This window comes from Streptomyces sp. NPDC006997, assembly GCF_040635175.1.
In the GTDB taxonomy this organism is placed as follows: domain Bacteria; phylum Actinomycetota; class Actinomycetes; order Streptomycetales; family Streptomycetaceae; genus Streptomyces.
The window spans coordinates 132,176-145,026 of the sequence record NZ_JBEYHH010000012.1; the positions used below are offsets into that span (position 1 = coordinate 132,176).

Annotated in this window: 11 protein-coding genes; 8 read left to right on the forward strand and 3 right to left on the reverse strand. The window is 72.2% G+C overall.

Features of this window, described 5'->3' with window-relative positions; translation table 11 throughout:
* Positions 1-44: 44 nt before the first annotated feature.
* The 8 genes from tatC (at position 45) to ABZ659_RS14545 (ending at position 9,838) form a co-directional block, all read left to right on the forward strand.
* Entirely contained in the window at positions 45-1,004 is a 960-nt protein-coding gene (gene tatC / locus ABZ659_RS14510) for a twin-arginine translocase subunit TatC (protein WP_360218342.1), read from the forward strand.
* A gap of 31 nt (positions 1,005-1,035) precedes the next feature.
* A complete protein-coding gene (locus ABZ659_RS14515; protein ID WP_360218345.1) occupies positions 1,036-1,926 on the forward strand; it encodes a diacylglycerol kinase in 891 nt (296 codons plus the stop codon).
* A gap of 57 nt (positions 1,927-1,983) precedes the next feature.
* Entirely contained in the window at positions 1,984-4,833 is a 2,850-nt protein-coding gene (locus tag ABZ659_RS14520; protein WP_360218348.1) for a DEAD/DEAH box helicase, read from the forward strand.
* Between the two features lie 342 nt (positions 4,834-5,175).
* A complete protein-coding gene (locus ABZ659_RS14525) occupies positions 5,176-6,867 on the forward strand; it encodes an ATP-binding protein (protein WP_360218351.1) in 1,692 nt (563 codons plus the stop codon).
* Positions 6,864-7,271, forward strand: a complete 408-nt coding sequence (locus ABZ659_RS14530) for a roadblock/LC7 domain-containing protein (RefSeq protein ID WP_360218354.1) — start codon at positions 6,864-6,866, stop codon at positions 7,269-7,271. Before ABZ659_RS14525 ends, ABZ659_RS14530 begins: the two co-directional genes overlap by 4 nt.
* Positions 7,268-7,705: a DUF742 domain-containing protein gene (locus tag ABZ659_RS14535; RefSeq protein ID WP_360218357.1), complete on the forward strand. Its 438-nt coding sequence runs from the start codon at positions 7,268-7,270 to the stop codon at positions 7,703-7,705. The genes ABZ659_RS14530 and ABZ659_RS14535 overlap by 4 nt, the downstream gene beginning before the upstream one ends.
* Positions 7,686-8,306: an ATP/GTP-binding protein gene (locus ABZ659_RS14540; protein WP_360218360.1), complete on the forward strand. Its 621-nt coding sequence runs from the start codon at positions 7,686-7,688 to the stop codon at positions 8,304-8,306. The genes ABZ659_RS14535 and ABZ659_RS14540 overlap by 20 nt, the downstream gene beginning before the upstream one ends.
* A 56-nt stretch (positions 8,307-8,362) precedes the next feature.
* Positions 8,363-9,838 (forward strand): cytochrome P450, encoded by a 1,476-nt coding sequence (locus tag ABZ659_RS14545; protein ID WP_360218363.1) that lies wholly within the window; start codon positions 8,363-8,365, stop codon positions 9,836-9,838.
* Positions 9,839-9,862: 24 nt separating this feature from the next.
* Here the strand turns inward: ABZ659_RS14545 and ABZ659_RS14550 are convergent, their stop codons facing one another.
* The 3 genes from ABZ659_RS14550 to ABZ659_RS14560 all read right to left on the reverse strand — a co-directional run bounded on the left by ABZ659_RS14550 (position 9,863) and on the right by ABZ659_RS14560 (position 12,781).
* The gene (locus tag ABZ659_RS14550; protein ID WP_360218366.1) at positions 9,863-10,828 is read right to left on the reverse strand and encodes a pseudouridine synthase; all 966 of its coding nucleotides are present in this window, start codon (positions 10,826-10,828) and stop codon (positions 9,863-9,865) included.
* 32 nt (positions 10,829-10,860) lie between these two features.
* Complete coding sequence (locus ABZ659_RS14555) at positions 10,861-11,703, reverse strand: siderophore-interacting protein (protein ID WP_360218369.1); 843 nt, start codon at positions 11,701-11,703, stop codon at positions 10,861-10,863.
* A 127-nt stretch (positions 11,704-11,830) separates the two neighbouring features.
* On the reverse strand, positions 11,831-12,781 hold the full coding sequence (locus ABZ659_RS14560) for a 5'-3' exonuclease (protein WP_360218567.1): 951 nt from the start codon (positions 12,779-12,781) through the stop codon (positions 11,831-11,833).
* Positions 12,782-12,851 lie beyond the last annotated feature (70 nt).

Consider the following 12,851-nt stretch of genomic DNA (forward strand, 5'->3'; position numbering starts at 1 on the left):
CAGGGCCGGTGACCTCCGGCCCCCGCACGAGATGGGAACGTGGGTTGCTGAAGCCTGCCCGCAAGAAGGAGAAGGAGAAGGATCCCGAGGGGCGGATGCCCCTCGCGGAGCACCTTCGTGAGCTTCGCAACCGGCTCGCGAAGGCGCTGCTGGCGATCGTCCTGGTGACGATCGTCGCCGCCTTCTTCTACAACGACATCATCAACTTCTTCACCGAGCCGATCCTCAAGTCGGTCGGCTGCACGCAGTCGTTCGAGGAACTCGCGCGCGCACAGGAGGACGCGGACCCGTGCGCGCAGATCACCATCAACGGTCTGCTCACGCCGTTCACGCTCGCCCTCAAGGTCTCCCTGATGGCGGGTGTCGTGCTGGCCGCGCCGGTCTGGCTGTACCAGCTGTGGGCGTTCGTCGCGCCCGGTCTGCACCGGCACGAGAAGAAGTACGCCTACGCGTTCGTCGCCACCGGCTTCCCGCTCTTCCTCGCGGGCGCCTTCTTCGCCTACAAGGTGCTGCCCACCACCGCGAAGGTGCTGATCGAGTTCACGCCGTTCGGCGTCGACAACCTGCTGCCGCTGGACGACCTGCTCGACCTGGTCACGCGCATGGTCGTCGTCTTCGGTCTCTCCTTCGAACTGCCGCTGCTGCTGGTCATGCTGAACTTCACCGGCGCCATCACCGGCAAGCGGATGCTCGGCTGGTGGCGCGGCATGATCATGGGCATCACCGTCTTCGCGGCGATCGCCACGCCCAGCACCGACCCGCTGACCATGATGGCGCTGGCCGGGCCGATCTGGGTGCTGTACTTCACCGCCGTCGCCGTCTCGCTGGTCAACGACCACCGCAGGCGCCGCCGTGAGGCCCTCGGCCCCGCCGACGACGAGGCGTCCGAGCTGGACCTGACCCCCGAGGACATCGGCGAGGCCGAGCCGGTCACGAGCGGCCGGGCCACGCTGCCGGAGCAGGCGAGCACGGACCGGGTCAACGGTTATGACGACGTGACCTGAGGATCCGCGGACGGCTCATAGGGTCACTCCCGTGAGCAGCGAGATCACCATCGTCGTCAACCCCACCGCGGGACGCGGCCGGGGCGCCCACGCGGCGCAGCCGGCCGCCTCCGCTCTGCGGGCCGCCGGGTTCCAGGTACGCACGCTCGTCGGGAGCAGCGCCGCGGACGCCCTCGCACGCGCGCGTGCCGCCGTCGCGGAGGGCACCGGCGCGCTCGTTGCGGTGGGCGGCGACGGCATGGTCAACCTGGCGCTCCAGGCGGTCGCGGGCACCCGCACCCCGCTCGGGGTGGTCGCCGTCGGCACCGGCAACGACTTCGCCCGCGCCCTGGGCCTGCCCGTCCGGGACCCGGCCGCCGCGGGCCGGGTCACCGCCGACGCCCTGAAGGGGGCCCGGCTGCGGGACGTCGACCTCGGACGGGTCGGCGACCACTGGTTCGGCACCGTCCTCGCCTCCGGGTTCGACTCCCGCGTCAACGACCGCGGCAACCGGATGCGCTGGCCCGCCGGGCGGCTGAAGTACGACCTCGCGATGCTGGCCGAGCTGGCCGCGTTCCGGCCGTTCCCGTACCGGATCACCCTGGACGGCGGCGAGACCCGGGAGATCGAGGCGACGCTGGTGGCGGTCGGCAACGGGGCGTCGTACGGGGGCGGGATGCGGATCTGTCCCGGCGCCGACCCGACCGACGGGCTGTTCGACGTCACCGTGGTCGGGGACTGCGGCCGGGCGACCCTGCTGCGGGTGTTCCCGTCGGTGTACCGGGGCGGGCACGTGCGCCACCCCAAGGTCAGCGTCTACCGCGCGGTCAGCGTCGAGCTGGCCGCCGACGGCATCACCGGGTACGCCGACGGGGAGCCGCTCGGGCCGCTGCCGCTGACCGCCCGGTGCGTGCCGGGCGCGGTCCGCATCGTCGGCCCCTGACCGTCGTACCCCGCTGAACTGGGCGGATCGCCCGATACCGGGCTGTGGATCCCGATAATGATCGTCCCGTTGTCCGTGGGGCCCGGTACGCTCGAAAGTACGATGACAGAGGATCTCTCACCGGCCGAGCGGTACGCGGCAGCCCGGAAGCGGGCCGTCGAGCAGGCCACCGCGCTCGCGTCCTTCCGCGAGATGTACGACTTCGGCCTCGACCCCTTCCAGATCGAGTCCTGCCAGGCGCTGGAGGCGGGGAAGGGCGTCCTGGTCGCCGCGCCCACCGGCTCCGGCAAGACGATCGTGGGTGAGTTCGCCGTCCACCTCGCCCTGCTCCAGGGCAGGAAGTGCTTCTACACCACCCCCATCAAGGCGCTGTCGAACCAGAAGTACGCCGACCTGTGCCGCCGCTACGGCGCGGAGAAGGTCGGCCTGCTCACCGGCGACAACAGCGTCAACCCCGACGCCCCGGTGGTCGTGATGACCACCGAGGTGCTGCGGAACATGCTGTACGCCGGCTCGCGGACCCTGCTGGGCCTGGGCTACGTGGTCATGGACGAGGTGCACTACCTCTCCGACCGGTTCCGCGGCGCGGTCTGGGAAGAGGTGATCATCCACCTGCCCGAGTCGGTGACGCTGGTGTCATTGTCGGCGACGGTGTCCAACGCCGAGGAGTTCGGCGACTGGCTGGACACCGTCCGCGGCGACACCGAGGTGATCGTCTCCGAGCACCGGCCGGTGCCGCTGTTCCAGCACGTGCTGGCCGGGCGGCGGATGTACGACCTCTTCGAGGAGGGCGAGGGGCAGAAGAAGGCCGTCAACCCCGACCTCACGCGGATGGCGCGGATGGAGGCCACCCGGCCGTCGTACCAGGACCGCCGCCGGGGCCGCGCGATGCGCGAGGCCGACCGGGAGCGGGAGCGGCGGCAGCGGTCACGGGTGTGGACGCCGAGCAGACCGGAGGTCATAGAGCGGCTCGACGCCGAGGGCCTGCTGCCCGCGATCACCTTCATCTTCAGCCGCGCCGCCTGCGAGGCCGCCGTCCAGCAGTGCCTGTACGCGGGGCTGCGGCTCAACGACGACGAGGCGCGGGCGCGGGTGCGGGCCCTGGTGGAGGAACGCACCGCGTCGATCCCCGCCGAGGACCTGCACGTCCTCGGCTACTACGAGTGGCTCGAAGGGCTGGAGCGCGGGATCGCCGCCCACCACGCGGGGATGCTGCCGACCTTCAAGGAGGTCGTGGAGGAGCTGTTCGTCCGCGGTCTGGTGAAGGCCGTGTTCGCCACCGAGACGCTGGCGCTGGGCATCAACATGCCCGCGCGGTCGGTGGTCCTGGAGAAGCTCGTGAAGTGGAACGGCGAGCAGCACGCCGACATCACCCCGGGCGAGTACACCCAGCTCACCGGGCGGGCCGGGCGGCGTGGCATCGATGTCGAGGGCCACGCGGTGGTGCTGTGGCAGCGGGGCATGAGCCCCGAGCACCTGGCGGGGCTCGCGGGCACCCGCACGTACCCGCTGCGGTCCAGCTTCAGACCGTCGTACAACATGGCCGTCAACCTGGTCGAGCAGTTCGGGCGGCACCGGTCGCGGGAGCTGCTGGAGACGTCGTTCGCGCAGTTCCAGGCGGACCGGTCGGTGGTCGGGATCTCCCGGCAGGTGCAGCGCAACGAGGAGGGCCTGGAGGGCTACCGGGCCTCCATGACCTGCCACCTCGGCGACTTCGAGGAGTACGCGCGGCTGCGCCGGGAGCTGAAGGACCGGGAGACCGAGCTGGCCCGGCAGGGCGCGGCGCAGCGGCGCGCGGAGGCGGCGGTGGCGCTGGAGCGGCTGAAGCCGGGCGACGTGATCCACGTGCCGACGGGGAAGTACGCGGGGCTGGCGCTGGTCCTCGACCCGGGGCTCCCGGCGGGGCGTTCCAACGGGCACCGCGGGTTCGAACACCACGACGGTCCGCGGCCGTTGGTGCTCACCGCCGAGCGGCAGGTCAAGCGGCTGGCGTCGATGGACTTCCCGGTGCCGGTGGAGGCGCTGGAGCGGATGCGGATCCCGAAGTCGTTCAACCCGCGCTCCCCGCAGTCCCGTCGGGACCTGGCGTCGGCGCTGCGCACCAAGGCCGGGCACATTCCGGCGGAGCGGGCCCGCAAGCGGCGTTCGGCGGCGGCGGACGACCGGGAGATCGCCCGGCTGCGGACGGCGCTGCGGGCGCACCCGTGCCACGGGTGCAACGACCGGGAGGACCACGCGCGGTGGGCCGAGCGGTACCACCGGCTGCTGCGGGACACCTCCCAGCTGGAGCGGCGGATCGAGGGCCGCACCAACACCATCGCGCGGACCTTCGACCGGATCGTGGCCCTGCTGACCGAGCTGGACTACCTGCGGGACAACGAGGTCACCGAGCACGGCAAGCGGCTGGCCCGGCTCTACGGCGAGCTGGACCTGCTGGCCAGCGAGTGCCTGCGCGAGGGCGTCTGGGAGGGCCTCGGGCCCGCCGAACTGGCGGCGTGCGTCTCGGCGTTGGTGTTCGAGGCGCGGGTCTCGGACGACGCGATGGCGCCGAAGCTGCCCTCCGGGCAGGCGCGGGCCGCGCTGGGGGAGATGGTGCGGATCTGGGGGCGTCTGGACGCGCTGGAGGAGGACTTCCGCATCACCCAGACCGAGGGTGTCGGGCAGCGGGAGCCGGATCTCGGGTTCGCCTGGGCGGCGTACATGTGGGCCAGCGGCAAGGGGCTCGACGAGGTGCTGCGGGAGGTGGAGATGCCCGCCGGTGACTTCGTGCGCTGGTGCAAGCAGGTCATCGACGTGCTGGGGCAGATCCAGGCGGCGGCGCCCCCCGGGTCGACCGTGGTGAAGAACGCCCGCAAGGCCGTGGACGCCTTGCTGCGGGGCGTGGTCGCCTACTCGTCGGTGGGCTGACGGGACAGGAGGGCCGGGGGTGTCCGTCCGAGCGGCGGGCACCCCCTAGCCATGGGTGCCGTCACCCGTGACGGTGAGCCGGATTCGTACGCCCGTACGTCGTTACGTTCGGTGTTCGAACCGCTCCGTTGGGTGTAAATGGGGCTGAGGGTACTCCTGTCGCGCGGGGTGTTTCAGGCGGACGCGGAATGTGACACGGCGATGATCCGGTCGGACTAAGCTCGCCCGCAGCGCGCCGAGTTGAGGTGTATTCGGGCGTTTGTTCCCCATGGGTCGCACGAGTTCCTGAACGTGCAGGATGCCCATGGACCGTCCCCCCGCTGATTCGTCTTAGAGGCCCACATGGTGAGTGTTCAACCCCCTCCCCTACGGCGCGACCTGCCCGAGGGGCGCGTGTTCCTGGTACCGGCCATAGTGATGGCGGCGGCGACCGGGGCCGCCGTCGCCCTGGTGGTGCCCTCGGCGCGGGTCGTGGTCGGCGCGTGCGGTGCCGTGGCCGTGGTGCTGCTGCTGGCGGTGTCCGCCGAGGCGGTGCGGCGCGGCCGGGTGGTGCGCAACGTGCAGGCCGAGCACAGCCACTACGCCGCCTACCTGGAACGCCGGTGGGCCGCGCAGCACGACGTGCTGGCCCGCTTCACCGACGACATCGTGCCCGCCGCGTTCGAGAAGCTGAAGACGGGTGAGTCCCCGGTCGAGGCGCTCCGCCAGCTCCGGGAGGAGGACGAGCGCTTCCAGTACCTCCCCGGACCGCTGGAAGTCCTGCTGAAGCGGGTCATGTTCATCGTGGACACGGAGGACGCCATCCGCGACTCCCTGGCCCGCTCCTTCGTCGACGTCGCCCGCCGCATCCAGGCCCTCATCCACCAGCAGGCCCACGAACTGCGGGAGATGGAGGAGGACCACGGCACCAACCCCCGGGTCTTCGACGACCTGCTCCGCATCGACCACGGCACCTCCCTGATGGGCCGTCTCGCCGACACCGTCTCCGTCCTCGGCGGCGGCCGTCCCGGCAGGCAGTGGCCCCTGCCCGTGTCGCTCTACAGCACCCTGCGCGGCGCGATGTCCCGGATCCTGGAGTACCGCCGGATCACCCTGAGCAACATCGCCCGCATCAGCGTCAAGGGCATCTACGTCGAGCCCGTCATCCACGCCTGCGCGGAACTGTTCGACAACGCCACGCGCTACTCGCCCCCGAACTCCAAGGTCCACGTCACCGCGGTCGCCGTGCAGACCGGTGTCGCCATCGAGATCGAGGACGGCGGCATCAGCTTCAACGAGGAGGCCCGCGCCCGCTGCGAGGGGATGCTGGAACGGGCCATGCAGGGCATCGACATCCAGGACCTCGACCAGGCGCCCCGCCTCGGTCTCGCGGTCGTCGGCCGCCTGTGCAAGTCCCACAACATGCGGGTCTCGCTGCGCCCCTCGGCGTACGGCGGGGTCCGCGCCGTCCTCGTCGTCCCGCACGCCCTGCTCACCACCGAACGCGGTGTCGGCCTCGCCCACGGCATCGGCGCCACCTCGCTGCCCATCCTCTCCGACGAGATCCCCCAGGGCCCCCAGCGCCCGCCCAAGAAGCGCCGTCCCTCCAGCCCCAAGAAGGTCCCCTCGACCGCCCTCCACCTGGAGGAGGAGGAAGCCGCCGCCGCCACGGAACGCGGCATCCCCGCCGCCATCGACGTCCCCGCCCCCGCACCCCCGTCGGAGGACGACGACCCGATCGTCACCGAGTGGACGGCCACCGGCCTGCCGCAGCGCCGCAGCCGGGTGGTCGTACCGCCCCACGAGCTGCGCAGGCGCGCCTACATCGCTCAGGCGGAGGAGCAGGAGGCCGCCGAGAAGGCCGCGCGCGAGGGCCGCACCGTACCGGAGCCCGCGCCCGAGCCGAAGGAGGAGCAGCCCCCGCCCGGACTCTGGGTCGAAGCCTTCTTCGAGGGGCTGAAACGCGACCCGTCCGAGTACGAGTCCGAGTCCACCCCCGGGCCGACCGAGGAGCCGGTCGGTCCCGAGGCCGCAGACGAGAGGGATCCCAAGTGATGGAGTACCGACCGAACCTCGACTGGATGCTCACGGACCTCGCCAAGAGCGTGCCCGGCATCCAGATGATCGTGGTGCTCTCCGCCGACGGGCTGCGCATCGCCCGCCAGGGCGGCGACCCCGACACCGGGGACCGGGTCGCCGCCGCCTGCGCCGGGCTGCAGAGCCTGGCCGGCGCCCTCGCCGACGAGATCACCAGCAGTGACGGCGAGATGCGCATGATCCTCATCGAGGTCAACGGCGGCTACTTCTACCTGATGGCCGCCGGCCCCAACGCCTATCTGGCGGTGCTCTCCGACATCCGCTGCGAACCCGGGATGATGAGCTCCCGGATGCGTGACCTCGTCGCCCGGATCGGACCGCACCTGACCAGTCCGCCGCGGCGGAACAAGAGGGTCGTATGACTCCTCCGAAGCGCCAGCGGCGCCACCCCAGGAAGGAAGAGCCGCCGCCCCAGCAACCGCCGGAGCCCCGCGAGGACGACGGTGACGACAGCGACGACTCCCGGCCCGAACCCGAGCGCCTGTTCGTGATCGGCGGCGACGGGGACGGGGACGGAGGGCGCGGGGACGTCGACCTGGTGACGTTGGTGGTGGCGCACGCCGAGCCGAGGTCCTCCACTCCCCCCGAGCAGGCGGCAGTGCTCAGGCTCTGCGTCGCCCCCCTGTCCGTGGCCGAGATCTCGGCCTACCTGGCCCTGCCGTTCAGCGTCGTGTCCGTACTGCTCACCGACATGCTGACGGCCGGACTCGTACAGGCGCGCGCCCCGATCGTCCGCCAGGCGCTACCCGACCGTTCCATCCTCGAAGCGGTGATGCATGGACTTCAAAAGCTCTGACACCATTCCCGGCCCGCGCGCCGAGGACCACCTGCCGCACACGGCGCGCGCCGCGGTGAAGATCGTGATCGTGGGTGGCTTCGGGGTCGGCAAGACCACCATGGTCGGCTCGGTCAGCGAGATCAAACCGCTGACCACCGAGGAGACCATGACGCAGGCCGGGATCGGCGTCGACGACGACCGCCGTACCGACGACAAGACGGCCACCACCGTGGCGATGGACTTCGGCCGCATCAGCATCACGGACGAACTCGTGCTGTACCTCTTCGGCACCCCCGGCCAGGAACGCTTCTGGTTCCTGTGGAACGGGCTGTTCGAAGGGGCGCTCGGCGCGGTCGTCCTGGTCGACACCCGGCGCCTCCAGGTCAGCTTCGACGTGATGGGGCGGCTGGAGGAGCGCGGCGTACCGTTCGTGGTGGCCGTCAACACCTTCCCGAACGCGCCCCGTTACCCCCTCGACGAACTGCGCATCGCGCTCGACCTGGCACCCGAGATCCCCATCGTGGAGTGCGACGCCCGGCGCCGCGCCTCCAGCCGGGACACGCTGATGACCCTCGTGCGGTTCCTGCACGAGATCGTCATGAACCGCCAGCTCATCTGACGGGACAGCCCCCGTACCCCGTACGCCCGTGTACGCGTCTCCGAAAGCGACTCGCTGTGATGCCTGAATCCCCAACCCCGGCCGGTACGGACGACGCCCTGCTCAGTCCGCCCCCCGGCTGCCCCGCGCACGCCTTCGGCCCCCAGGGGGCGCGTCGGCTCTACGGCCCGGACGCGGACGACCTGCGGTCCCTGTACGAGGAACTCCGCGACGAGCACGGGCCGGTGGCGCCGGTGCTGCTGCCCGACGACGTCCCGATGTGGGTGGTCCTCGGCCACGCCGAGAACCTGCAACTGGTGCGCTCACCCACGCAGTTCTCCCGGGACAGCCGGATCTGGACCCCGCTGCGGGAGGGCCGGGTCAAGCCCGACCACCCGCTCATGCCGCACATCGCCTGGCAGCCGATCTGCTCGCACTCCGAGGGCGACGAACTCCTGCGGCTGCGCGGCGCGGTCAACGGCGCGCTGTCCACCATCGAGTTCCGTGCCCTGCGGCGGCTCGTCAACCGCTTCAGCCAGACGCTCGTCAACCGCTTCTGCGAGGAGGGCGAGGCCGACCTCGTCAGCCAGTTCGCCGACCACCTGCCGATGGCCGTGATGTGCGAGATCCTCGGAATGCCCGACGAGTACGGCGACCGGATCGTGCACGCCGCCCGCGACATGCTCAAGGGCACCGAGACCGCCATCGCCAGCAACCAGTACATCGTCGACGCGCTGGGGCGGCTCGCCGCCCGGCGGCGCGCCCATCCCGAGGACGACTTCGCCAGCCGACTGATCACCCACCCCGCCGGGCTCTCCGACGACGAGGTCCGCGAACACCTGCGGGTGGTGCTCATCGCCGCCTACGAGGCCACCGCCAACCTGCTGGCCAACGTGTTGCGGATGGTCCTCACCGACTCGCGGTTCCGCAACCGGCTCAACGGCGGGCAGCTCACCGTGCCCGAGGCGGTCGAGCAGTCGCTGTGGGACGAGCCCCCGTTCAGCACCGTCTTCGCCTACTTCGCCAAGCAGGAGACCGAGCTGGGCGGCCACCGCATCCGGCGCGGCGACGGCCTGCTGTTCGCGCCCGCCCCCGGCAACGTCGACCCCAGGGTACGGCCCAACCTGCGGGCCGGGATGAAGGGCAACCGCTCCCACCTCGCCTTCGGCGGCGGACCGCACGAGTGCCCGGGGCAGGACATCGGCCGCGCCATCGCCGACGTCGGCGTGGACGCGCTGCTGCTGCGGCTGCCGGACGTGGAGCTGGCCTGCGACGAGGACGAGCTGAGCTGGGCGGAGTCCATCTCCTCCCGCCACCTGCTGGAACTCCCGGTGTGCTTCGAACCCCGCGAGCAGCAGGACGTCCTCCGGAAGCCCGCCCTCAACGCCGTCCCGCAGCAGCGCGCCAGCTGGGAGATCAGCGCCACCGAGGCCGACGCCACCCCGACCCCGCCCCGGCCGACGACTTCCATGGAGCCCCTCCAGACACCGGGCCCCCCGACCCGGCCGGACGGCGTGTGGCGACGGCTGGTGCGGTGGTGGCGCGGCTACTGACCGGACGCGCCGGGCGTACGGCGGTCAGCGGGCCGTCGGACCGGTGGCCCACTCGGCGGGCGACGACCAGGCGTCGAGCGTGCGGCCGGAGCGGAAGCGGTGCGGCGTCCCGGTGACCGGGTCGGTGAACTCCAGTCCCCGCGCCAGCAGTTGGAGCGGACGGCGGAAGTCGTCGGGTGGCGTCGGCGGCGCCACCTCCGGGTAGAGGGGGTCACCGAGGATCGGCAGGCCGAGGGCGCTGAGGTGGACGCGGAGCTGGTGGGTCTGGCCGGTGGCGGGCGACAGCCGGTAGCGGGCCGGCCCGGCACCGGCGCGGGTCTCCAGCAGCTCGATCCGGGTGACCGCGTTCGGTTCGCCCCCGACCTCCCGGGCGGTCAGCGAGCCGCGCTCCTTCACGATCCGGCTGCGCACCGTCCGCGGCAGCGCCAGCCCGGGATCGTACGGCGCCACGGCCTCGTACTCCTTGCGCACCAGCCGGTCGCGGAACAGGGTCTGGTAGGCGCCGCGCTCCGTGGGGCGCACCGTGAACAGCACCAGGCCCGCCGTCAGCCGGTCCAGCCGGTGGGCGGCGCTGAGCGTGGGGATGCCGAGGTCGCGGCGGAGCCGGGCGAGCGCGGTCTCGGTGACATGGCTGCCGCGCGGGGTGGTGGCCAGGAAGTGCGGCTTGTCCACGACGACGAGGTGCTCGTCCCGGTACACCACCGGCAGCGGGAACGGCACCGGCACCTCGGCGGGCAGCTCCCGGTGGAACCACACGTACGCCCCCGGCGCGTAGCCCGCGTCCGGGCGCACCGGCCTCCCGTCCGCGCCGACGATCAGGCCGGAGGCGAGCATCGCGTCGATCACCCCCGGGCCCGCGCCGGTGAGCCGCGCGACCAGGTAGTCCCGCACGGTGTCCCAGGGCCCCGCCGCGGGCATCCGCACCCGCACCGGGTCGACCCCGGCGCGCTGGGGGAGCGGGGAGGGCGGGGCGGGGGTTCTGCGTCTCATGGTGGGCCGGAGCGGCGGGCGGTGACGCCGGACTACGCGGGCGCCGTGCCCTCCTGCTCGGCCTCCACCCGGGCGTTCCACTCCCGCTTGGACTCCTGCCAGCCGTCCTCGTCGTGGCCGAGGCGCCAGTAACCGGAGACGGAGAGGTCCTCGCGGGGCACCTGGTGGTCGACGCGGAGCAGTCGGCGGAGTTCCTTCACCCAGCCCGCCTCGCCGTGCACGAAGGCGTGGACGCGGCCCTCCGGGAAGGGCAGCGCGCGCACCGCCTCGACCAGGGCGGCGCCGACCGGCCGGTCACCGCGGTGCAGCCAGACCACCTCCGCGTCGGAGTCGATCTTCTGCTCCTCCTCGGGCCCGGCGACCTCCACGAAGGCACGCACCGTGGAGCCGTCGGGCAGCGCCTCCAGGGCCGCCGCGACGGCGGGCAGGGCGCTCTCGTCCCCGACGAGCAGGTGCCAGTCGGCGTCCGGGTCGGGGGCGTAGGCGCCGCCGGGACCCATGAAGTGGATCGTGTCGCCGGGGCGGGCGCGGACGGCCCACGGTCCCGCCAGGCCCTCGTCGCCGTGCAGCACGAAGTCCACGGTCAGTTCCCGCGGTTCGGCGTCCCAGGCGCGCACGGTGTACGTGCGGGTCACCGGCCACTGCTCGCGCGGGAACTCCTCGCGGACGCGCTGCACGTCGAACGGCTCGGGGTAGCTGACGCCCGGCGCGGGGAACAGCAGCTTCACGTAGTGGTCGGTGCAGGAGCCCGCCGAGAAGTCGGCCAGTCCGTCGCCGCCGAGGACCACGCGCTGCATGTGCGGAGTGAGCCGTTCGGTGCGAACGACCTGCGCGGAGTGTGCCCTGCGCGGCGTGCGGGCCGGACGTTCTGCCATGGCGGCCTCCCTGCTGTTCCCTGCTTAGGGTTCCCTAAGCTAGCACTTCCCCCCGGTGCCGGCCTCTCCTGTCCTTCCGGGAGCCGCCTCACGCACGGACCCTCTGGCCTCACTCCCCGTACGGACGTCACCGGCGTGCGGGGCCGGCCTCAGCTCTGAGCGTGGTGAGCAGACGCTCCAGTGAGCCGCCGAGGTTCCAGTGGGCGGCCAGCTCGGTGAGCCCGGCCGGGTCGCGCGGGGCGTGCGGCAGCGCCGGGTCGACCTCGGGCAGCGGAACGTCGTCGGCGACCTCGACCACCTTCGGCGCGACCTCGACGTAGGGCCGGGCCTCGGTGAGGCGCTTGCGCTGCGACGGGGTGAGCTTCGCCTTCGGGTCGTCTACGGCGGCCATGATCCCGGCCAGGTCGCCGAACTCGGCGAGCAGCTTCGCGGCCGTCTTCTCGCCGATGCCGGGCACCCCGGGCAGTCCGTCGCTGGGGTCGCCGCGCAGCAGCGCCAGGTCCGCGTAGCCGGGGCCGTCGACGCCGTACTTCTCGCGCAGCACCGACTCGTCCGTGATCTGGAGGGTGCCGACGCCCTTGAGCGGGTACAGCACCCGCACCCCGCGGGCGTCGTCCACCAGCTGGTACAGGTCGCGGTCGCCGGTGACGATGTCGACCGGGAGCGCGGCGCGGGCGGTGAAGGTGCCGATCACGTCGTCCGCCTCGTAGCCCTCGACGCCCACGCGGGCGATGCCGAGGGCGTCGAGGACGGCCTCGATGACCGGCACCTGCGGGGCGAGGGTGTCGGGCACCTCCTCCGCGTCGGGCCCGCTCTCGTGCTCCTCGGCGACGCGGTGCGCCTTGTAGGACGGGATCAGGTCGACGCGCCACTGCGGGCGCCAGTCGGCGTCCATGCAGGCGACCAGCTGGGTGGGCCGGTGGTCGCGGACCAGGCGGTCGATGAATTCCAGCAGCCCGCGCACGGCGTTCACCGGGGTGCCGTCCATGGCTTTCACGGACTCCGGCACACCGAAGTAGGCGCGGAAGTAGAGCGAGGCGGTGTCGAGCAGCATCAGTCGTCCGGTCACGCCCCGCATCATGCCGCACCCCACTGACAACGGCCCCCGGCGTGCCCGGGAGCACCCCCGGGACACCCCCTGTGAACTG